General features: G+C 62.2%; 21 protein-coding genes. 7 read left to right on the top strand and 14 right to left on the bottom strand.

Annotation, left to right across the window (positions count from 1 at the left end):
- The 5 genes from YH3_RS36740 to YH3_RS18800 all read right to left on the bottom strand — a co-directional run.
- Positions 1-380 (bottom strand): biotin/lipoyl-containing protein (locus YH3_RS36740; protein ID WP_305793867.1); only part of this gene is annotated, 380 nt, incomplete at its 3' end.
- A gap of 2 nt (positions 381-382) precedes the next feature.
- On the bottom strand, positions 383-1,432 hold the full coding sequence (locus tag YH3_RS18815) for an alpha-ketoacid dehydrogenase subunit beta (protein WP_007733466.1): 1,050 nt from the start codon (positions 1,430-1,432) through the stop codon (positions 383-385).
- 10 nt (positions 1,433-1,442) lie between these two features.
- Positions 1,443-2,366 carry a thiamine pyrophosphate-dependent dehydrogenase E1 component subunit alpha gene (locus YH3_RS18810; protein ID WP_051649553.1) on the bottom strand — a complete coding sequence of 308 codons (924 nt, stop codon included), beginning with the start codon at positions 2,364-2,366 and terminating at the stop codon, positions 1,443-1,445.
- A 236-nt stretch (positions 2,367-2,602) separates the two neighbouring features.
- Positions 2,603-3,064: an RNA polymerase sigma factor SigD gene (locus YH3_RS18805; protein ID WP_047270930.1), complete on the bottom strand. Its 462-nt coding sequence runs from the start codon at positions 3,062-3,064 to the stop codon at positions 2,603-2,605.
- Between the two features lie 63 nt (positions 3,065-3,127).
- Positions 3,128-3,694, bottom strand: coding sequence for a hypothetical protein (locus YH3_RS18800; RefSeq protein WP_007733469.1), 567 nt, complete (start codon positions 3,692-3,694; stop codon positions 3,128-3,130).
- A gap of 253 nt (positions 3,695-3,947) precedes the next feature.
- Between YH3_RS18800 and YH3_RS18795 the strand changes: the two genes are divergently transcribed.
- The 4 genes from YH3_RS18795 to YH3_RS18780 are packed head-to-tail and all read left to right on the top strand — an operon-like array spanning position 3,948 to position 7,124.
- On the top strand, positions 3,948-4,604 hold the full coding sequence (locus YH3_RS18795) for a hypothetical protein (protein WP_003939689.1): 657 nt from the start codon (positions 3,948-3,950) through the stop codon (positions 4,602-4,604).
- Positions 4,597-5,160, top strand: coding sequence for a hypothetical protein (locus tag YH3_RS18790; RefSeq protein WP_064443846.1), 564 nt, complete (start codon positions 4,597-4,599; stop codon positions 5,158-5,160). Before YH3_RS18795 ends, YH3_RS18790 begins: the two co-directional genes overlap by 8 nt.
- A 12-nt stretch (positions 5,161-5,172) precedes the next feature.
- Complete coding sequence (locus tag YH3_RS18785) at positions 5,173-5,850, top strand: response regulator transcription factor (protein WP_047270932.1); 678 nt, start codon at positions 5,173-5,175, stop codon at positions 5,848-5,850.
- Entirely contained in the window at positions 5,847-7,124 is a 1,278-nt protein-coding gene (locus YH3_RS18780; RefSeq protein ID WP_047270934.1) for a HAMP domain-containing sensor histidine kinase, read from the top strand. Before YH3_RS18785 ends, YH3_RS18780 begins: the two co-directional genes overlap by 4 nt.
- A gap of 67 nt (positions 7,125-7,191) precedes the next feature.
- Here YH3_RS18780 and YH3_RS18775 read toward each other — a convergent pair whose 3' ends face one another.
- From YH3_RS18775 to YH3_RS18765, 3 genes are all read right to left on the bottom strand, one after another.
- A complete protein-coding gene (locus YH3_RS18775; protein WP_047270936.1) occupies positions 7,192-8,907 on the bottom strand; it encodes a glycerol-3-phosphate dehydrogenase/oxidase in 1,716 nt (571 codons plus the stop codon).
- Between the two features lie 48 nt (positions 8,908-8,955).
- Positions 8,956-10,464, bottom strand: coding sequence for a glycerol kinase GlpK (glpK, locus tag YH3_RS18770; RefSeq protein WP_047270937.1), 1,509 nt, complete (start codon positions 10,462-10,464; stop codon positions 8,956-8,958).
- Between the two features lie 64 nt (positions 10,465-10,528).
- On the bottom strand, positions 10,529-11,356 hold the full coding sequence (locus YH3_RS18765) for an MIP/aquaporin family protein (RefSeq protein ID WP_003940085.1): 828 nt from the start codon (positions 11,354-11,356) through the stop codon (positions 10,529-10,531).
- A gap of 239 nt (positions 11,357-11,595) precedes the next feature.
- On the opposite strand from YH3_RS18765, the gene YH3_RS18760 reads away from it, so the two are divergent.
- On the top strand, positions 11,596-12,579 hold the full coding sequence (locus tag YH3_RS18760) for a sugar-binding transcriptional regulator (protein ID WP_007733475.1): 984 nt from the start codon (positions 11,596-11,598) through the stop codon (positions 12,577-12,579).
- Here the strand turns inward: YH3_RS18760 and YH3_RS18755 are convergent.
- Entirely contained in the window at positions 12,514-13,317 is an 804-nt protein-coding gene (locus YH3_RS18755; protein WP_007733476.1) for a TetR/AcrR family transcriptional regulator, read from the bottom strand. The two genes, YH3_RS18760 and YH3_RS18755, sit on opposite strands and share 66 nt — an antisense overlap.
- Before the next feature lie 93 nt (positions 13,318-13,410).
- Here YH3_RS18755 and YH3_RS18750 point away from each other — a divergent pair, with 93 nt between their 5' ends.
- A complete protein-coding gene (locus YH3_RS18750; RefSeq protein WP_047270939.1) occupies positions 13,411-14,364 on the top strand; it encodes an ATP-binding cassette domain-containing protein in 954 nt (317 codons plus the stop codon).
- On the top strand, positions 14,361-15,122 hold the full coding sequence (locus YH3_RS18745) for an ABC transporter permease (protein WP_047270941.1): 762 nt from the start codon (positions 14,361-14,363) through the stop codon (positions 15,120-15,122). Before YH3_RS18750 ends, YH3_RS18745 begins: the two co-directional genes overlap by 4 nt.
- A 92-nt stretch (positions 15,123-15,214) precedes the next feature.
- Here YH3_RS18745 and YH3_RS18740 read toward each other — a convergent pair whose 3' ends face one another.
- The 5 genes from YH3_RS18740 to pdxH form a co-directional block, all read right to left on the bottom strand.
- On the bottom strand, positions 15,215-15,577 hold the full coding sequence (locus YH3_RS18740) for an FKBP-type peptidyl-prolyl cis-trans isomerase (protein ID WP_003940440.1): 363 nt from the start codon (positions 15,575-15,577) through the stop codon (positions 15,215-15,217).
- Positions 15,578-15,647: 70 nt separating this feature from the next.
- Positions 15,648-16,946: a citrate synthase gene (locus tag YH3_RS18735; RefSeq protein ID WP_003940509.1), complete on the bottom strand. Its 1,299-nt coding sequence runs from the start codon at positions 16,944-16,946 to the stop codon at positions 15,648-15,650.
- 358 nt (positions 16,947-17,304) lie between these two features.
- Positions 17,305-18,252 carry an aldose 1-epimerase family protein gene (locus YH3_RS18730; RefSeq protein WP_042921680.1) on the bottom strand — a complete coding sequence of 316 codons (948 nt, stop codon included), beginning with the start codon at positions 18,250-18,252 and terminating at the stop codon, positions 17,305-17,307.
- A 41-nt stretch (positions 18,253-18,293) separates the two neighbouring features.
- On the bottom strand, positions 18,294-19,559 hold the full coding sequence (locus tag YH3_RS18725) for an MFS transporter (protein ID WP_021332219.1): 1,266 nt from the start codon (positions 19,557-19,559) through the stop codon (positions 18,294-18,296).
- Positions 19,556-20,269, bottom strand: a complete 714-nt coding sequence (gene pdxH, locus YH3_RS18720; protein ID WP_007733483.1) for a pyridoxamine 5'-phosphate oxidase — start codon at positions 20,267-20,269, stop codon at positions 19,556-19,558. Before pdxH ends, YH3_RS18725 begins: the two co-directional genes overlap by 4 nt.
- Positions 20,270-20,421: the final 152 nt, after the last annotated feature.

Below are 20,421 nucleotides of genomic sequence, written 5' to 3'. Positions count from 1 at the left end.
CCCACCTTCGCAGCCGGTGTAGCCGCAGGTGTCACGGGAGCCGCCGGCGCAGCAGCTGGTGACGGTGCCGGCTCTTCCGCCGGCGCGGTTGCGCCGCGGGCGGCGAGGAACTGCTCGATCTCCGCATCCGGCGCGGACGCATCGGCGGATACACCGATCACGGCGCCGACGGGCAGAGTCTGCCCAGGCGTGCCGACGATCTTGCGGAGAACACCGTCGAACGGCGCCTCGAGCTCGTTGGTGATCTTGCTGGTCTCGATCTCACAGATCAACTGGCCCTTGGTGAACGAGTCACCTTCCCCGATGAGCCAGGCGTTGACCAACCCCTCCTCCATGGAGAGCCCCCATTTGGGGATGTCGATAGCTTTGATGTCAGCCATGATCAGGCTCTCACCAGCTTGCGAACCGACTCTTCGATGCGCGCCGCGTCAGGCAGCCAGGCAGTTTCGAGGGTCGGGGAGAACGGAACCGGCGTGTGCGGCGGCGTGATCAGTTCGATCGGCGCTTTCAGGTAGTTGAATCCCTTGGTGGCGATCAGCGCGGCTACGTCGTGCCCGAAACCGCAGCGGGCGGCGGATTCGTCGACGATCACGACGCGTCCGGTCGATGCGACGGATTCGAGGATGCCGTCCTCGTCCAATGGTGAGACGGTACGAGGATCGACAACCTCGACCGAAATACCCTCGGCGGCCAGCTTGTCTGCTACGTCGTTGGCGCGGTTCACCATTGCGGACAACGCGATGATCGTGACGTCGTCGCCCTGCCTGGTGTAGTTGGCGACGCCGAAAGGAATCGCGTACGGCTCGTCCGGCACTTCGTCCTTGAGGTCGTAGAGAACCTTGTGCTCACAGAAGACGACGGGATCGTCGTCCCGGATGGCTTGGATGAGAAGGCCTTTGGCGTCGTAGGCATTGGACGGAGCGACTACCTTCAGACCAGGCACCGCCGCGAACACGTTGTACGGAGACTGAGAGTGCTGCGCAGCGGCGGAGAACCCTGCGCCGATCATGCCTCGCACCACCAGCGGGGTTCTGGCCTTGCCACCGAACATGTAGCGGAACTTGGCAGCCTGGTTGTAGAGCGCGTCGTAGGAGACTCCGAAGAAGTCCATGAACATCAGCTCGGCGACCGGCCTCAGTCCGGTCAGTGCGGCTCCGGCAGCCATTCCGATGATCGCGGATTCGGTGATCGGGGTATCGATTACACGCTCCGATCCGAACTCCGTCCACAATCCCTTGGTGACACCCAGGACACCGCCAAATGCCTCGATCTTCTTCGTCTCCAGATCGGGATTGGTACCGGCATGCCCACCCCGTACGTCCTCACCGATGAGAACGACGCTCGGGTCGCGTTGCATTTCTTGGGCGATGGCCTCTTTGACGGCCTCGCGGTAGGTCTTCTTCGACACGTTCTCGGCTTCCACGCTTGTCATCTCGGGCTCCTCAGTACGACACGTAGACATCGGTCAGCAGATTCTCGACGGGTGGATACGCCGCGGCACGCGCCTTCGCTACCGCCTCGTCCACCAGCACTCGCGACTGCTCGTCCACCGCGTCCAGATCAGCGGTGCTGACCTTCTTCACATCCACGCTGCTACGGAAATTCTTGAGCGGATCCTTGGTTTCCCTTAGTTGCGCAACCTGTTCCGCCGTGCGGTACAGCTGCGCGTCACCCTCGAAGTGGCCGTGCCAACGGAATGCCGCCGCCTCGATCGTGGTGGGGCCGCCGCCGGTCCTGGCGCGCTCCGATGCTTCCGCCATCGCGTCGTAGACCGCGAAGAAGTCGGTGCCGTCCACCTTGACGGCAGGCATTCCGAAGGATGCAGCGCGGGCGGCGATGTCGGGTGCGCCCACCGCGTAGTCGGTTCCTGTTGCTTCACCGAATCCGTTGTTCTCGATCACGAAGACGATCGGAAGATCCAGCACCACAGCCATGTTCATCGCCTCGAAGACGGTTCCCTGGTTGGATCCACCGTCTCCCGTGAACGACGCTGCGATGACACCGTTTCGAAGCGTCTTGCCACTCAGTGCAGCGCCGATCGCCAACGACGGGGCTCCGCCGACAATCGCGTTGGCGCCGAGCATTCCCACGGACAGGTCGGCGATGTGCATCGAGCCGCCCTTACCGCGACACAGGCCGTCGTCCTTGCCGAAGATCTCGGCCATCATGCCGTTCAGATCGCAGCCCTTGGCGATGCAGTGCCCGTGACCGCGGTGAGTGGATCCGATGTAGTCGGCGTCGCTCAGGTTCTCGCACACTCCCACCGCGATGGCTTCCTGGCCCGAGTAGAGGTGAATGAAGCCGGGGATGTCACCGGTTGCATTCTCTTCGTGCAGTCGATCCTCGAACGCACGGATGCGCGACATCTTCTCGTACGCCTTCAGCAATGCATCCCGGTCCAGCCCTGAATGAGGCTTGGCGCCGGTCCTTTTCGATCCTGGGGTTGTCGGCTTCTGCGCCGTCCGTTGAACCACAGTCACACTCCTCGTTCTCGATCACTCGTCGCCATGCAGTGTCGTGTAGGTCACGGGCGAAGGGAAAGAGTTGCGTGAGGTTGCCGGGAGTTGCGAAGGGTTGCAGCTGTTGACTTTCGAGCGTTGATTCAGGCGCCGCTCAGGCTGTCGCGTCTGATCTTGGCCAGCGCGCGGTGTTGGGCGAGTTCGACGGCGCTCGTTGTCGTTCTCAGTGACAGCGCCGTCTCGCGCACGTCGAAGCCGACAACGATGCGAGCTACCAAGACGTTGCGTTCTGCGGCCGACAGATCACCGAAGGGCAGAGTGAGTCGACTGGAGGCAGGTAGCGAATCGATTTCGCGACTGATCGCGTCGTACAGATGCGCGAGGAACGCTTCTCCGGCACGTCTACGTCGCCGAATGTCGGACAGGACGGATCGGCAGATACCGACGGCAAAACGATCAGCGTCGAGCGGTCGCAGTTCGGCACGGCAGCGCCGCGTCACCAGAGGCACGATGCGTTGAAGGAGTTCTGCAATCGCGTCCCGATCCCCTCGGGACGCATCGTCGGCAACACTGTCGATCGAACGTCCACCTGCCCTGCTTGTCATTCCGATCTCCCCCTGGTTCGGCTCTTGGTCGAATTCCCGACTAATGCTCAGGTTTTGAAGTCGCTAGGGGCGTATCGGCTCGGGGCAGATCCCGGTTTGTTCCCCGATGATGTTGATCTCGGCGTTGGAACGAGGGTCAGCGCCGTAGTTGATCTGGTCGGTGCACTTCTCGGGGGGCTCGACGGCATCGGGCGGGAGGGGCGCCGGGCACGAACCCATCCGCTCTCCGATGCTGTTGATCTCCGCATTCGAACGAGGGTCACCCACATAGTTGATCTGATCGGTGCACTTGGTCGACTCGGTAGCCGGACCAGGGGCCGCAGGGGCAGCCGCGCTGGTCGAGACCGGTGTCCAGGCCGGCGCAGCTCCGCCCGCCGGGACTCCGGGGGTGGATGCGTCCGTACCGCCGCCCACCGAGTTCGAGCCTTCGACTGTCTCCGAAGTGGTCGCTGCGGTCAGCGGCGGTGGGGTCGTAGACGCCGCAACCACCGATGTAGTCGTCGGTTCGTCTCCTGGAGCGCTGTTGTCATCACTCGAACACCCTGTCATCGCGCACACCACCCCGATCGTCAGTACGGCGAGCAGCACTCGCAGACGCCGAGTCTTGTTGGTCAGCAATACTTCAGGCATTTGCTCTCACACTCCTCGATACGCGGATCAGCTCGTTCCGCCCAAGCGGTGAGCACCGACGTGACTCACTCTAGGAGCCTGATTCCATCGGTTTCGTAACAGAATTCCGTCGGTCGCGTACCAACTCTCGACGGTCCTGACATTCATACGATTACGTAACGGTGGGTGGCAAAACTCCGATATCGAGATCACCTGTGATCGTATGAAAACGCACATGCCGATGAGAGGGTTCGCAGCGGCCGGGGAGGGGAACGTGTTGTATCGGAGTGACATCTGCGGCGGTCGATCAGACCGTACTCGCAGCCTGTTCGGTACAGCGCTCGCGGCAGCAACCCTCGGAGCGTCCGTGATCACCGGCTGCGCGTCCACCCAGGGCGTTGTGATCGAAGGCGATGTCGCTTCCACCGGGTTGCCCGTCACACAACCTGCAGACCTGGCCAGACGGGTTGCCGAAAACTCGAGGTTGGGCCGGGCGCTCCTCGACGATCCTGGGGTGTCCGAGGGAGTGAAGACAGAACTTCGGTCGTGCCCTGACTGGTATCCGATCTCGGTCGGGTCCATCCTTCTCGATCCAGGCGCACCGCGTATCGTGCCGGAGACCGAACTCGTCGTCATGAATGTGTATCCGTGCCAACCGGCCCACCAACCCGGGACCGGAGTGTCGATTTCGGTCAACCTTGCCGGCTACGTCTACCGCAGCGGCAAGGCCGGTTCGAGTGAAGACGATCCCGAACTGGGTGAGCGCCTGTTCTCCGTCGAAGAGCGCGGAAAGTTCATCGTCAGCGGTCAACGCGCCGCGAGTTTGTCTGTCCTGGAAACGGATCCGCGGCCACCGGAGTTCGAATGTTGCCCCCGTCCACCGCTTCGGACCGAGTTCCACTGGGATGGAATGGAGTTCATCCGTGATTGATCGCCGTCGCCGCGCGATGCTCGCCGGTGTTTGCCTGCCGGTCGCGTTTGCTCTCGTCTCCTGTTCCACCGAGCCTGAATCAGAACCCACTCCGAATATCGCAGCATCACTCGACCCCTCGGATCTCTCACAGGGCTTGAGCATCGATCCTGTTGCCCTCCTCAGAGCAGACCCGGAAGTGTCCGATGCGGTCAAGGACAGTCTCCGACTGTGCGGTGATGCGAACTTCCCCTTCGAAATCCGGTACTCCCCCGTGACAGGCGCCGTTTGGCAAGATGCCGTCGTCAATGTCTTCACCTGCGAGTCTGTCGGCATCTGGGGACGACCGGCCCCACCGGTCAGCTTCATGGTCGCCGGATTCATCTACCAGATCGACGAATCGGGCGCTCACAAAGTCTTCGGAGTGCAAGACCCAGGACGCTACGTCGTCGGCTCAACCGGAGGATTGTCGGTCATGGTCGACCTGTGCAAAGACCCCGGCATTCCGGAGTTCTGTCAATCGTCGACTGCATACAAGTGGACCGGTGAAGGGTTTGAGAGTGTTCCGTTCCCATGAAAGCGAAGGCCGATGACCGATCCGTTGATTTTGCTGGTCGAAGACGACGCTGTCATACGCGAAGCAACGCAATTGAATCTCGAACGCAACGGGTTTCGGGTGATCACCGCATCGGGTGGGTTGACCGGCATGGATATGGCGATCGACGCCAAGCCGGATATCGCCGTCCTCGACGTGATGCTTCCCGACCTGAACGGAATCAGCCTGTGCCGACGCATTCGTGAGGAACTGTCGGTGCCGGTCATCATGCTGTCCGCGCGCGACGACCCGGTCGACATCGTTCTCGGATTGGAAGCCGGTGCCGACGACTACGTCACCAAGCCCTTCGACAGCGGTGTCCTGGTGGCCCGTATCCGCAGTGTGCTCCGGCGGGTCGAATCCCATTCCGGTACGGAGAAAGACATCGTGACTCTCGGCGATCTGGAGATCGATCGCGAGTTGGTGACCGTCACGCGTTCGGGCGCCGAAGTGGCTCTCACACCCACCGAAATGAAGCTGCTCCTGGTCATGGTGAGTGTGCCGCGCAAAGTCTGGTCTCGCTCCGAACTGCTCTCGGACGTCTGGGATTACGACTGGGGCGGCGATACGCGCATCGTCGACGTTCACGTTCAGCGATTGCGCACGAAGATCGGCTCCGAACAGATCCGGACCGTCCGGGGGTTCGGCTACACGATGGACAACCATCGGTGAGATCGCGGGATCTCGCCGCCAAGCTCCCGTCCACCGGGAGGCGGTTGTCGTTTCAGTGGAAGATCGCGGCGGCCATCACGTTCGTGATTGCCGTCGCCTCGATCACGCTCAGTACCGTGATGCATCAAACCTTTTCACACAACCAAGAGGATGCAGCGCGGGCGGCAGCTGATCGCAATCTCCAACTGGTGCTGCAGGACGAAACGGGCAGCATGCGTGCGCTGTTCCGCGCCACCACAGATGGTCTCGACGTTCCGGAAGAGTTGCGTCAGGCCGTGGCGGGCGGCAAACGTGCCACCTACCTTGTCGACAGCGGGGACCAGCCATTTGTCTGGGCTGCTGCCGACGTCAACACTCAGGTGGTGGCGATTCGCGTCCCGTACACCGCGCAGCGGGAATCGATCGCCAGCGTCGATCGGACACTTCGCAACGCCACCGTCGCAGTGATCGCAGCGGGTGCCGTCCTGGGTGTGCTGCTTGGACTCGCGATGTCGTATCGATTGCGCTCGGCCGCCCGTGCGGCTCGCAAAGTGTCTACCGGAGCGGACATCCGCGTCCGCTCGGTCACCTGGTCGCTTTTCGACGACGAGATCACCGAGCTGGCGGATGCGGTCGACGCGATGTCCGATGCTCTACGGGGACAATTGGACGCCGAGAAGCGCGTGACAGCCAACATCGCGCACGATCTCAGGACACCCATCTCCGGACTGGTCGGCGCCGCAGAACTCCTGCCACCCGGTAGGCCAACCGAATTGGTGCGCGACGGCGTCCATAAACTCAGGAGGCTCGCCGAGGACGTCATCGAAGTGGCACGCCTCGACACCACCTCCGAGCAGGCTGACATCCAATCGGTGGAACTGGCACCGGTGGTGCGTCACGCGATTTCCACCACCGGGGTGGAATGCGAAGTGAGAGTTCACGGGACGCCTGTGTCGCACACCGACGCACGTCGGCTCGAGCGGATCATCGCCAACCTGATCTTGAATGCTCGCAATCACGGAAAGTCGCCGATCAATGTCCACGTCGACCACTCCCGCATCACGGTCCGGGATCGGGGCGTCGGGTTCACTGAAGAGTGGCTTCGCCAGGGGCCGAAGAGATTTCAGACCAACTCCGTCGAACGCGGCCCGAACTCGGGCCTGGGCCTCGGCTTGACGATCGTAGTGGGACAAGCGGCGGTCATCGGCGCTCGTATCGACTTCGCGAACCATCCGAACGGGGGCGCGGTGGTGACGATCGACCTCCCCGAATGTTCGGCAGACGAGTTCGATTGACACCGAGGCAGTTCGGTCGATCGGCCGGGACACAGCGTCCCGGCCGATCATTGGTGGTGTCCCGGACTCAAACCTGTCCGACAGTGACTCCGGTGCGAACGTCCGGTGCACCGAGGCGCGCCGCATCAGCTGTGAGGTCATCGGGCTGCTCCTGAGATTCCCGCTCGGCTGCGACGCGCAACCGGTAGTGCTCGATCTCCTCGGCAATGTGCTCGGGAGTCCAACCGAGCACCGGCGCAACCAGTTCCGCCACTTCGGCAGCTGCCGCATCGCCGCGATCGGTAACCTCGATGGAGATGCGGGTACGACGGGTGAGGATGTCGTCGAGATGCTGCGCACCCTCATGGCTCGCAGCGTAGTGGATCTCCGCCTTGAGGTACTCGGGGGCGGAGTCCAACGGCTGCCCCAGTTCCGGTCGCGCCTCGACGAGTTCGAACAACTCGTCAGCCAGAGTGCCGTACCGACCCAGTAGGTGCTCGATGGTCGAAACGTGCAGTCCCGTGCGCTCAGCGGTGAGATGCCGATTGTTGTGCGCGGCAAAGTAGCCGTCGGCACCCACAAGTTGGATACGCTCGGTGCAGGACTTCGGCACCTTCTGTTCCAATCCGTGCACCGCGGAATCGACAGCGTCCTTGGCCATCACGCGGTAAGTGGTGTACTTGCCACCGGCGACCACCGTCAAACCTCGGACCGGACTCGACACCGCATGCTCACGCGAGAGAGTGCTGGTCGAATCCGATTCGCCGAACAGCAACGGACGCAACCCCGCGTACACACCGACGACGTCCTCGTGCGTCAACTCGTCCTGAAGGAGCTTGTTGACATGTCCGAGGATGTAGTCGATATCGCTTCGGCTCGCTGCCGGATGGGCGAGGTCGAGGTTCCAGTCGGTGTCCGTCGTACCGATGATCCAGTGGCTTCCCCACGGGATCACGAACAGCAGACTCTTCTCGGTCCGCGTGATGATTCCGGTAGAGGAGTTGATGCGGTTTCGCGGGACGACCAGGTGCACACCTTTCGAAGCGCGAACCTGGAATTGCCCTCGCCCACCGACCATTTCCTGGATCTCGTCGGTCCAGACCCCGGCGGCGTTGATGACCTGACGAGCACGGATCTCGAACGCGCGACCCGTTTCCAGATCCACGGCCTTCACCCCGACTACGCGGTCCTCCTCACGGAGAAAGCCGATTACGCGGGTGCTGTTCACGCACAGTGCGCCGTATTCGGCTGCTGTGCGCGCCAGCATCATCGTGTGGCGGGCGTCATCTACCTGACCCTCGTAGAACTTGACCGAACCCCGGATAGCAGAGCGCTTTCCGGAAGGGAACGATTCGAGAGTCTTCTTCTTGCCCACATGCTTGTGGTGTGAGGGAACCCCGCGGCCTGCGCCCATCACGTCGTAGACGCCGATGCCCAGACCGACGTACGGCCGGTCGATCAACTTCTCGAGTGGGTAGATGAACGGCACCGGCTTCGCGAGATGCGGGCACAGCGAATTCAGAACCAGCGACCGCTCACGCAGTGCCTCGAACACGAGCGCAAAATTGAACTGCTCGAGGTAACGCAGTCCGCCGTGGAACAGCTTGCTCGACCTGCTCGAGGTTCCGGACGCGAAGTCACGAGCCTCCACCAAGCCCACCTTCAGACCGCGAGTTGCGGCGTCGAGCGCGCTACCCGCTCCGACCACGCCACCGCCGATAACGAGGACGTCGAGTTCGGTTTCTTCCAACTTCTTCAGCGACTCCGCCCGCGAGGACGGACTCAATGCTTGTGCTGTGCTCATGAAAACTGTTCCTTCACTTGAAAATAGGTAGAAATGGGGGCGCCGCGATCAGTCTGCGTCGACCCAGTCGAGTGTCCGAGTGACGGCTTTCTGCCAGCCTGCATACAGGCGCTCACGCTCGGCCGAATCCATCGACGGCGTCCAGCTCTTGTCCTTCGCCCAGTTGCTGCGAATGTCGTCCTCGCTCTCCCAGTACCCGACCGCGAGACCAGCGGCGTACGCAGCGCCCAATGCCGTGGTCTCCGCAACGACAGGGCGGATCACCTCGACGTCGAGCAGATCGGCCTGGAATTGCATGAGGAGTTCGTTCGCGACCATTCCGCCGTCGACCTTGAGAACCTTCAAGTCGACACCCGAGTCGAGGTTCATCGCCTCGATCACCTCACGACTCTGGTACGCAGTCGCTTCGAGCACCGCCCGGGCAAGGTGCCCCTTGTTCACGAACCTTGTCAGACCGACGATCGCACCGCGTGCATCCGCGCGCCAATGCGGTGCAAACAGGCCCGAGAACGCGGGCACGAAGTACGCGCCACCGTTGTCGTCCACAGAGCGCGCGTTCACCTCGATGTCGGCCGCGTTGTCGATCATGCCGAGGTTGTCTCGAAGCCACTGGACCAGCGAACCGGTCACGGCGATCGATCCTTCCAGTGCGTAAACCGTTGGCTGCTCACCGATCTTGTAACAGACCGTCGTCAACAAGCCGTTCTTGCTCATCACCTTTTCGGTGCCGGTGTTGAGGAGCACGAAGTTGCCGGTTCCGTAGGTGTTCTTCGCTTCTCCGGGCGAGAGGCAGGCCTGACCGAAAGTCGCTGCTTGCTGATCGCCGAGGATTCCGGCGATCGGCACGCCGGACAACGTTCCGCGTTCGCGCACGAATCCGAAAGTTTCGGACGAGCTGCGAATCTCGGGGAGCATCGATTCGGGGATGCCCATGTCGGCGCAGATCGCCGAATCCCAAGCGAGAGTGTCGAGATCCATCAACAGAGTGCGCGACGCGTTGGTGGGGTCGGTAGCGTGCACTCCGCCGTCGACGCCGCCGGTCATGTTCCACAGCACCCAGGTGTCCATCGTGCCGAAGCACAACTCGCCTGCTTCGGCCTTCTCACGCGCGCCCTCGACGTTGTCGAGAATCCACTTGACCTTGGGGCCCGAAAAGTACGTGGCCAACGGCAATCCGGTGACTTCGGCGTACTTCCTGGGGCCGTCTTCGCCGGCGAGTGCAGTACAGATTCGATCGGTGCGTGTGTCCTGCCAGACGATGGCGTTGTAAACGGGCTTTCCGGTTGCTCGTTCCCAGACCACTGCCGTCTCACGCTGATTGGTGATGCCGACGGATGCGATGTCGGCCGCGGTCAGATCTGCGTTGGCCAAGGCGCCCGCGGTGACGTTGCGGACGTTGTCCCAAATTTCGATCGGATCGTGTTCGACCCAGCCTGCCTGCGGAAAGATCTGTGTGTGCTCGTGCTGTTCGACAGCGACTACGTGCCCACTGTGATCGAAGATCATGCATCGCGTGGAGGTGGTTCCCTGGTCTATCGCGGCTACGAACTGCGCCATCGTGCTACCCCTTTGGTGTCGAAGAAAGTGCGAAAGATTTACTGTCAGAGATGATGATTCGCCATCAGGCCGGTATCGTGGCCGGCTCCTCGGCTGCCTTCTCCACCGACTCGTCAGGCAGGAATCGACCAATCAGCTTGTCGTAGAGGAACACCCCGATCGGAGCGCCGATCAGCGGCCCCACGATGGGCACCCAGAAATACAGGCTCCCGTACTGATCTCGCCAGGCGCTGCCGTAACCGGTGAGATACGACGCCAGCCGCGGACCGAAGTCGCGGGCCGGATTGATGGCGTAACCCGCGTTGGTCGCCCATGCGAATCCGATTGCCACCACGATCAAACCGACGACGAAGGGCGCAAGATTCGCGAGCGGCGGAGTTCCCCGAGTATCGGTCACCGCAACGATGAGGAACAACAGGATCGCCGTGCCGATGATCTGATCTATCAGCGCTGATCCCAGACTGACCGGGAGCGTTCCGTTTCCGGGCATCGTCGAGAAGATCGTCTGAGTCGCCGTTGTGTGTCCGGGATCGATGGCATTGAGCATGTCGTTGTAATTCCACCGGACGATCAGGGCCGCGACAAAGGCTCCAGCGGTCTGCGCCAGCGTGTAGGGCAGGACCTTGCGCCAGGAGAATCCCCGGAAGATCGCAAAGGCGAAGGTTACTGCGGGGTTCAGATGAGCACCCGTCACCCGGCCTGCGACATAGATGCCGAACATGACGCCGAGTCCCCAGGCCCACGCGATACTGTCGTGTCCGCCGAGACCCCCACCGCTCCCGCCGGACACAACCTGCGCCACAACTCCGACGCCGAACAAGATCAAGATCATCGTTCCGGCGAACTCGGCTGCCAACTCGCCTGGAAGCCCTAATCGCTTGGCTTTCTCCATCCCCACCCTCACTTCGTTGTGATGCATGTCATAGTTTGGATTGCTGCACCCGTAGCGTAAAGCCCTTTGCACATTCACGCATAGCTCGTGCACATATGTGCAAATACCCCATTTGCGCACCGTAACGCGGGTAACAGACACACTTCTGGGACTTTGCGTGATCGAGCGCCTCGGCCTGGGCCTACTCGGATAGGATTCGGTTCAATGCTCTTGCACGTACGTGCAGACAGGACGAACCCATGGAAACTCCCACTTCGGACTCCGCTACCTCCGATCCGGCGGACCCGCGCATCGCCGACGCAGTTCAGGCCGCACGCCTCTACTACTTCCAGGACCAGACCATGGCTGCCATCGGCCGCGACATGGGGGTGTCCCGATCCACCGTCTCCCGATTGATCACCTACGCGCGCACCTCGGGTCTCGTCGAGATCAAGATCAGCACCCCGCACGGCCAGGCTCCTCGCATCGAACGCGAGTTCTCGGAACGGTACGGAGTGCGCGCCCACGTGGTGACCGTGCCGGAACTGGTGGGAGATCTCGAGCGACTCGAAAAGGTCGCAACCTTTGCCGGACGCCTGCTGGCGTCGTTCTTCGACAGCGACATGGTGATGGGGATCGCCTGGGGAACCACTCTCAGTGAAGTCAGCAAGCACCTTGCCCCCAAACGCACGTACAACTCGTACGTCGTGCAACTCAACGGCGCCGCGAATACTCGCACCACCGGGATCTCTTACGCCAGCGACATCATCAGAACCATCGCCGACGCCTACGGTGCTCTGCCACAAGGATTTCCGGTGCCTGCCTTCTTCGACTACCCGGAAACTCGGGAGCAACTGTGGCGCGAACGAAGCATCAAACGCGTCTTGGACATGCAGAAGCGAATGGACCTGGCAGTCTTCAGCATCGGCGTACCGGGCGGCAACGTACCGAGTCACGTCTACACCGCCGGATACCTCGAACCCGATGAAGCAGAAGCACTTCGACGCGACGGAGTGGTCGGCGACATCGCAACCGTCTTCTTCCGGTCGGACGGGAGCTACCGCGGAATCGAACTCAACGAGCGCGCGAGCGGCCCGCGACTGGACCTTTTCGAGAAGGTCGCCAGGCGCGTGTGCATCGTCGCCGGAACAGCAAAACTGCCGGCTCTGGAGGGAGCACTACGGGGCGGGCTGATCACCGATCTGATCATCGACGACGTCAGCGCCACCGCGCTGGTGTCCTGACCGCTGCACCAGCTTCTCGATTCCGTCGAGAAGTAAACCGAGCGAGAAACTGAAATCGAAGGCATCGTCGCCGGCGGCCTCACCCTCCGGGCTGCCGTCCTCGAAGCCGCCTTCCTCGATTGCTGCACTCAGGTAGGGGAATCCCTCCCGATTGATGACACGAGCAATGAGAGCGCCGTATGCGACGTCGTCGTCTGCCGACTGCGCTGAACGAGAAGCCAGGTCAGCCGAGAATCGAGCGCGGCCGATGACGAACAACGACACGTTGGTCACCACCTGGAACTTCGACGCGGCGCTCAGGGCGACCCCGTCGAGGGCGCTCAGACCCGCGTCGAGCCACGCCATGTTGTTGGGCCCGGTCGGTGGAGCCGTGATGGGCAGCTTGAGCCACCACGGTCGACTCAGCATCGTGGCATACTCCTGATTCGCCCACGCCTCGAGCTTGACGCGCCAGGTCACGCCGTCGGGAATCACCGGCGGCGGCCCGATCACCCGATCCGAAATCAGTTCGATCAGTTCGTCTTTGCTTGCCACGTAGCGGTAGAGCGACATGGTCGTGAACCCGAGCGCTTTGGCCACGCGGCCCATCGACAGAGCGGTGACGCCTTCTGCGTCGGCCAATTCGATCGCGGTGTCGAGAATTTGCTCGAGACTGAGCCCCTTCTTCGGACCCCGCGTTCCCGGCTGGTCCAGTCCCCAGGCCAGTTCAACTGCTCTCGGTAGCGCTCCGCGATCCATAAGCTCCCACTCTTCACTCTTGCCATCATCCTAGAACTGTGTACGCTATAAACACGAGTTTATGACATACACAGTTCTTACTTGGAGGTCTCGATGTCAGGAACGATCCCCGCAATCTCGGTCCGCGGACTCCGTAAGCACTACGGCGATCAACAGGTACTGGCTGGACTCGACCTGGCGGTCCCGGCCGGATCGGTGTACGCCCTCCTCGGCGCGAACGGCGCCGGAAAGACCACGGCCGTAAGAATTCTCACCACCCTCATCCCCTTCGACGGAGGCGAGGTCATGGTCGCGGGGCATTCACTGCCCGGAGATCCACAGAACGTTCGGCGGCGCATCAGCGTGACCGGGCAGTACGCAGCCGTCGACACCTTGCTGACCGGATTCGAGAACCTCACCCTACTGGGCGAACTGAATCACCTGGGCCGGAAGAACTCCCGTCGCCGTGCCGAGGAATTGCTCGACCAGTTCGTTTTGACGGACTTCGGCGACAAACGCACCGGCGACTACTCGGGCGGCATGCTCAGACGACTCGACATCGCAATGAGCCTCGTCGCCCGACCGGACGTCGTCTTTCTCGACGAACCCACCACCGGCCTGGACCCGCGAAGCCGCCACGACATGTGGTCGATCGTTCGAGGACTCACAGCGTCAGGCGTCACCATCTTCCTCACCACCCAATACCTCGACGAGGCAGACGAATTGGCCGATACGGTCGGCGTGCTGAGCGGCGGCCGCATCGTCGCCGAGGGAACACCGGACGAACTCAAACGCCTTGTTCCCGGCGGCCACGTCGCACTGCAATTCGAGAACCTGGCCCAACTCGAACTCGCCGCGGCATCACTGCCGCAGGCGCATTCGAATGCCGAGACCTTGACCCTGCACATCCCTTCCGACGGGGCAGTTCCGTCGATCAAAGCGATCCTCGACTCGATCGACGATCCGTCGATCACCGTCGAGAAGTTCTCCGTTCACACTCCGGATCTGGACGACGTGTTCTTCGCGCTCACCGGATCAGGCCAACCCGAGATTGCGAGCGTTCGATGACCTCCACCATTGCAATCGATTCCGCGGTGATGCTCCGCCGGAATCTCAAACACGTTCTGCGCAGTCCGGATTCGATGATCACCGCGATAGCCCTTCCGGTCATGCTCATGCTGCTGTTCGTCTACGTCTTCGGCGGCGCCATCAACACCGGTAGCGAGTACATCGACTACGTCGTGCCAGGAATCATCCTTCTGTGCGCCGGTTTCGGCGCCTCGACCACCGCGGTCAGCGTCTCGAGCGACATGAAGGACGGGATCATCGACCGTTTCCGGACCTTGGCGATCTCTCCGTCGTCGGTCCTGACCGGTCATGTACTGGCCAGCGTCGTCCGCAACGTCCTGACTACGGCGATCGTGGTCGTCGTTGCGCTGATCATGGGATTTCGCCCGACCAGCGATCCGTTGCGCTGGCTCGGCGTCGCCGCTGTGATCGTCGCCTTCGTCTTTGCCATGTCGTACCTCTCGACAGCTTTGGGACTCTTGGCCAAGAACCCGGAGGCTGCAAGCGGATTCACCTTCGCCATCATGTTCCTGCCCTACGTCAGCACTGCTTTCGTACCGGCTGAGACCATGCCGTCCTGGCTGCAGGGGTTTGCCCGGCACCAACCCGTGACTCCGATCATCGAGACTGTGCGCGGACTCCTGATGGGCACGCCGATCGGGAACAGCGCGGCCATCGCCCTCGCGTGGTGCCTGGGCATCGCCGCCGTGGGATTCGTGTGGTCGAACTGGCTCTACCGACGAAAGACCGCGAGCTGACCACACAAGAAAGCCCCACACCTGACGGTGCGGGGCTGCTTGTGCTGTGCGCCTTTATTAACCGCGGGGGGTTAATAAAGGCGCACAGTGGATTACTTGGCGTCCAGCAGATCGATCACGAAGACCAAGGTCTTGCCGGAAAGCTGGTGCCCTGCACCGGCGGGGCCGTATGCCAGCTCCGGCGGAATGGTGAGCTGACGGCGTCCGCCGACCTTCATGCCCGGGATGCCGTCCTGCCAGCCCTTGATCAGGCCACGAAGCGGGAACTGAATGGACTCGCCACGGCTCCAGGAAGAGTCGAACTCTTCGCCGGACTCGAACTCGACACCGACGTAGTGAACGTCGACGGTGCCACCGGGAACGGCTTCGGCGCCTTCTCCGACAACCAGATCCTTGATGACCAGATCGGTCGGCGCGGGGCCTTCCTGGAACTCGATTACGGGCTTGCTACTCATGGGTCCTCCTCGTTGAGGCGAAATGTTGGGTACAGAAGACTAGCGGGTGGTGATATCGCTAGGTCACGCGTCAGCGGGACGTGATGTCTCTGTAGTCACGCTCGGTGTAGCCGGTGTAGATCTGGCGCGGGCGGCCGATCTTCGTAGCCGGATCCTCGTGCATTTCACGCCAGTGCGCAATCCAGCCGGGCAGACGGCCCATGGCGAACAGCACCGTGAACATGCGCGGCGGGAAGCCCATCGCGCGGTAGATGAGGCCGGTGTAGAAGTCGACGTTCGGGTAGAGCTTGCGCTCGATGAAGTAGTCGTCCGTGAGGGCGGCCTCTTCGAGTTGCATTGCGATGTTGAGCAGTTCGTCGTCGCCGCCGAGCTTGGCGAGGATGGTGTGCGCGGTTTCGCGGACCAGCGCAGCGCGCGGATCGTAGTTGCGGTAGACGCGGTGCCCGAAGCCCATGAGCTTCACGCCGTCTTCCTTGTTCTTGACCTTGCGGACGAACTCGGCTGCGGTGCTGCCGCTGGCCTTGATCTCGTCGAGCATCTCGAGCACTGCCTGGTTGGCGCCGCCGTGCAGCGGGCCCCACAGTGCGTTGATGCCGGCCGAGACGGAGGTGAACAGGTTGGCGTCCGACGAGCCGACCATACGCACGGTCGACGTGGAGCAGTTCTGCTCGTGGTCGGCGTGCAGGATCAGCAGCATGTCGAGTGCCTTGGCGACCTCGGGATCACCCTGGTACGGCTCGGCGGGGAAGCCGAACGTCATACGCATGAAGTTCTCGACCAGGTTCAACGAGTTGTCCGGGTACAGGAACGGCTGTCCGACGGACTTCTTGTATGCGTACGCAGCGATGGTCGGCAGCTTCGCGAGAAGACGGATGGTGGACAGTTCCACCTGCTCCGGATCCTCGGGATCGAGCGAATCCTGGTAGTACGCCGACAATGCGTTCACTGCGGACGAGAGAACCGGCATCGGGTGAGCGTTGCGCGGGAATCCGTCGAAGAACCGCTTGAGGTCCTCGTGAAGCAGGGTGTGTCGACGGATGCGGTCCGTGAAGGACTCGAGCTGGGCGTCGGTCGGCAGTTCGCCGTAGATCAGCAGGTAGCTGACCTCGATGAACGTCGACTTACCTGCCAACTGCTCGATGGGATATCCGCGGTAACGCAGGATTCCCTTCTCACCGTCGATGTAGGTGATTGCAGAACTGGTGGATGCAGTGTTCACAAAACCGGGGTCAAGGGTGGTGTACCCCGTTGTGGCCAGCAGCTTTCCCAGCTCGATGCCGTCATTGCCCTCTGTTGCCCTGGCAATGGACATCGTGTACTCACCACCGGGGTAAGTAAGCGTGGGCTTTGTGTCATTGTCAGCGGGCACGAAGGATCCCTCTCAAGCTCGAACCAACGAGTAACTACATGCGATCAACTAGAAACTAGTCGCACGGGAGAGATCGTGCCGAAGGAGGGTCGCTCCACGGCTATTTTTCGGGTACTCACGAACCCGACATACCCACCGAAACTGAAACATGTTCCAGTCTGGGCTTTCCCACTCGCGTGACCGGTACTCCAGTCTACGGAATCGCGCATTTACCCACACTGATCTGCAAATCTCGGCTGCAATTCGCAAATGGGAGCAACGTCGGACCTTCCGGACCACTGACACGGGGTACCGAAAACCGATTGTTATCGGCTGATGCCTACTTGGTGTTACACGATCCCACGGTATGAGAGCCGGATCACAGCGCCTTGATGCCCCAGCTACCCGTCCACGTCTGACCCGGATGAAGCACCAGGAGATCGATGCCCGAGTTGAAGGCGTCAGGCGGGCAGGTCATCGGCTCCAAAGCCAATGCGCGGCCGCGATCGGGATACCCCTTGTCGTTGGCGGGATCTGCGACGAATGCCTGAATCCACGGGAACTCGCGGTTGGTCCACAGGGCAGTGCCCGTTCCATCCGGAGCCAGCAGCTCGTGTTGCGTGCGACCACTGCCGTCGACGACGTCCAATGCGCTGTACGGAGTGTCCAACTGCACCCCGGCAAGCAGTCTCGGTGTCCGGAAGTCGTAGTCCGTACCGGCGACTGCCTGCGAATACGCGTTCGGCAGCATCCTTGCCGGATCGATCGGCAACCGCGTGCCTGCTGCCAGATGCAGAGCACATTCGTCGAGCGGAAAGTCGCCGGCGCGAATGAAGGTGTGCATTCCGAGCCCGAACGGCGACGAGGTCGCACCCTTGTTCGTGGCCGTGTGCGTGACGGTCAGTCCGTCGGCACCGACCTCGTAGGCAACCGTCAGCTGCAACGGATAGGGCCAACCCTTGTGAAGTCCCACGTCGACCGACAGTTCGACGCGCTCGTACGTGTGGTCCACGAGGCTCCAATTGCGACGCCGGACGAACCCGTGGCTCGCGTTCCCCAGCGCAGGTTCGGTGATCTCGAGTTGATGCTCGATCCCGTCGAACATGAAGTGCCCGTCGCGAATTCGGTTGGGCCACGGCGCGAGAACCAATCCGGCCGACAGCGGTGGCTTCGATCCGAGTGCCCAGGTCTCGGTCAGCGCGCGCTGACCGTTCGGTCCTTCGTGATCGAGTAGCCGCAACCCGGCACCGGCCGCGGCGATCTCGGCTCGATAGCCTCCACCACGGATCTCGAACCCTCCCCTACCCGTGCTGTGCGGCGCAGTCATACGTACCAGTTTCCACCACGAGCGACCGGTTAACCAGGACGTCAGACGGCGCGTCCCACCTTGTAGCGAACGAATGCCGGAAATGCGAGGGCAGAAAGGACAACACCGACAATCACCAGGAAGCCGCCGCCCGCTGCCGCGACACCGGTCCCGAACAGGAAGGCTGCACCGCCGTGCAGCACGTCACCGATACGCGGACCACCCGCCACGACCACGATGAACACGCCCTGCAGTCGTCCGCGCATGTCGTCGGTTGCCACTTGCTGGAGCATCGTGCTGCGGAAAGCCGCCGAGACCATGTCGACGGCTCCGCCGAATGCCAGGAATGCGACCGCCACCCAGAGCAGAATCACACTGGAACCGGGACTCGCGAAGTACACGGCAACGCCGAAGCCGACCATGGACAGCCCCCACAGCGCGATGCAGACCAGAACGGCTCGCCCCTGGTACTGAACCCGTGGCAACCAACCCGAGAAGACTCCGCCCAGAACGGCTCCCACCGACATCGCCGCGAACAGCAGTCCCAGCGCAAAACCGCCGCTGGCGGGGTCACCGAAGGATTCGTGAGCGATCTCCGGGAACAGTGCTCGCGACATCCCGAACACCATCGCGATGATGTCCACCACGAACGACGCGAGCAGAACCTTCTGCGTCGCGAGATACGTGAAACCGCCGAGGACCTCGCTCAATCCGGCTCGCCGAGACGTTCCGGTCGGCGGAATCGCCGGGAGCTTCCATACCGCCCACAGAGTGGCGAGAAGAAAGATCGAGTCGAGCAGGTACAGCAGTTGCAGACCGGCCGACGGTATGAGGACACCCGCCAGTAGCGGGCCGGCTATCGCACCGAACTGCACGACAGTCATGTTCAGCGAGTTCGCGGCCGGTAACTGCCTGCCCGGAATCAACCGAGGGATGATCGCCGCTCGCGTCGGCTGGTTCACCGCGAAGAACGCCTGTTGAACCGAGAACAATCCGAGCACCAACCACACGTTGTTCACGTTCAGGGCAGCCTGGATCCAGAACAGCACCGACGTGACGCCGAGTCCGATCGAGGTGATCATCAACAGCCGTCGTCTATCCATGACGTCGGCCAGTGCGCCGCCCCACAGACCGAAAACGACCAGCGGGACCAGACCGAAGATTCCCGTCAGACCGACGTAGGCCGAGCTTCGGGTGATCTCGTACACCTGTTGCGGTACGGCGACCACGCTGAGCTGAGCGCCGATGACGGTGACGATGCCGGCCGTCCACAGCCGTCGATAGTCGCGATTCTCGAGCGGAGTCGTGTCCGCGAGTAGCCGGCTCACGGCTGGAGACGGACGGCGGACCACTGTCCGTCGACGAGGCTCGTGCGAACTCGATTGTGCATGCGGTTCGCGCGTCCTTGCCAGAACTCGACAGACTCGGGCCGAATCAGAATCCCGCCCCAGTTCGGTGGCACCGGAATCTCACCGTCCACGCCGAATCGAGCAGCGACCTCACGCAGTTGCTCGTCGAGATCGGCACGCGAGTCGATCGGACGAGACTGCGACGACGCCCACGCGCCGAGCTGTGAACCTCGAGGCCTGGTTCGCCAATACTCCTGCGTCAGTTGAGCACTCACCCGCTCGGTGGTGCCGCGGACGATCACCTGCCTGGCAAGAGTCAGCCACGTGAAGTTCGCCGACGCGTACGGGTGGGCGTCGAGGTGACGAGCCTTGTCGGATCCGTAGTTGGTGAAGAAGAGGACGCCGTCCTCGCTGAGCCCTTTGCAGAGCACGGTGCGCGACGCCGGACGGCCACCGTCGTCCACCGTCGACAGAGTCATGGCGTTGGGCTCCGGCGCGTCAGCTTCGACGGCGTCCACGAGCCATTGGCGCATGAGGGGCAGCCAACCGGTTTCGACAACCGAAGTATCCAATTCCGCACTCATGCGGTCCTCGACGGACTCCGATTCGCTGCCTGCTTGCGGATAGCCCACACGCATGGCCGCGAGTTCGTTGTCCACCGCCTGCGGGTCCTGACGTTCATTCGACACAGCCGAGAACGCTACTCCCGGGTACTCACTGGCCAACGGCTACGCGGCACGCGCTAAAGTTTGCCGTGGCTAGACCCGACCCGGACCGCGAGCCGCACCAGCGACAGCGCCGAATCGGGACGAGACGATTGCGCAGTACAAAACACGGTGCG

It is taken from the genome of Rhodococcus sp. YH3-3 (assembly GCF_001653035.1).
In the GTDB taxonomy this organism is placed as follows: Bacteria; Actinomycetota; Actinomycetes; order Mycobacteriales; family Mycobacteriaceae; genus Rhodococcus_F; species Rhodococcus_F qingshengii.
This window is presented reverse-complemented; position numbering and strand designations above follow the sequence as displayed.

Bases quoted from the DNA above. Each gene is read 5' to 3' on its own strand.
- YH3_RS18815 (WP_007733466.1), bottom strand. From the start codon at position 1,432: ATGACAAGCGTGGAAGCCGAGAACGTGTCGAAGAAGACCTACCGCGAG.
- YH3_RS18765 (WP_003940085.1), bottom strand. From the start codon at position 11,356: ATGGAGAAAGCCAAGCGATTAGGGCTTCCAGGCGAGTTGGCAGCCGAG.
- YH3_RS18740 (WP_003940440.1), bottom strand. From the start codon at position 15,577: ATGAGTAGCAAGCCCGTAATCGAGTTCCAGGAAGGCCCCGCGCCGACC.
- YH3_RS18730 (WP_042921680.1), bottom strand. From the start codon at position 18,252: ATGACTGCGCCGCACAGCACGGGTAGGGGAGGGTTCGAGATCCGTGGT.
- YH3_RS18760 (WP_007733475.1), top strand. From the start codon at position 11,596: ATGGAAACTCCCACTTCGGACTCCGCTACCTCCGATCCGGCGGACCCG.
- YH3_RS18775 (WP_047270936.1), bottom strand. From the start codon at position 8,907: ATGAGCACAGCACAAGCATTGAGTCCGTCCTCGCGGGCGGAGTCGCTG.
- YH3_RS18805 (WP_047270930.1), bottom strand. From the start codon at position 3,064: ATGACAAGCAGGGCAGGTGGACGTTCGATCGACAGTGTTGCCGACGAT.
- glpK (WP_047270937.1), bottom strand. From the start codon at position 10,464: ATGGCGCAGTTCGTAGCCGCGATAGACCAGGGAACCACCTCCACGCGA.
- YH3_RS18810 (WP_051649553.1), bottom strand. From the start codon at position 2,366: ATGTCGCGCATCCGTGCGTTCGAGGATCGACTGCACGAAGAGAATGCA.
- YH3_RS18800 (WP_007733469.1), bottom strand. From the start codon at position 3,694: ATGCCTGAAGTATTGCTGACCAACAAGACTCGGCGTCTGCGAGTGCTG.
- YH3_RS18785 (WP_047270932.1), top strand. From the start codon at position 5,173: ATGACCGATCCGTTGATTTTGCTGGTCGAAGACGACGCTGTCATACGC.
- YH3_RS18745 (WP_047270941.1), top strand. From the start codon at position 14,361: ATGACCTCCACCATTGCAATCGATTCCGCGGTGATGCTCCGCCGGAAT.
- YH3_RS18750 (WP_047270939.1), top strand. From the start codon at position 13,411: ATGTCAGGAACGATCCCCGCAATCTCGGTCCGCGGACTCCGTAAGCAC.
- YH3_RS18755 (WP_007733476.1), bottom strand. From the start codon at position 13,317: ATGGATCGCGGAGCGCTACCGAGAGCAGTTGAACTGGCCTGGGGACTG.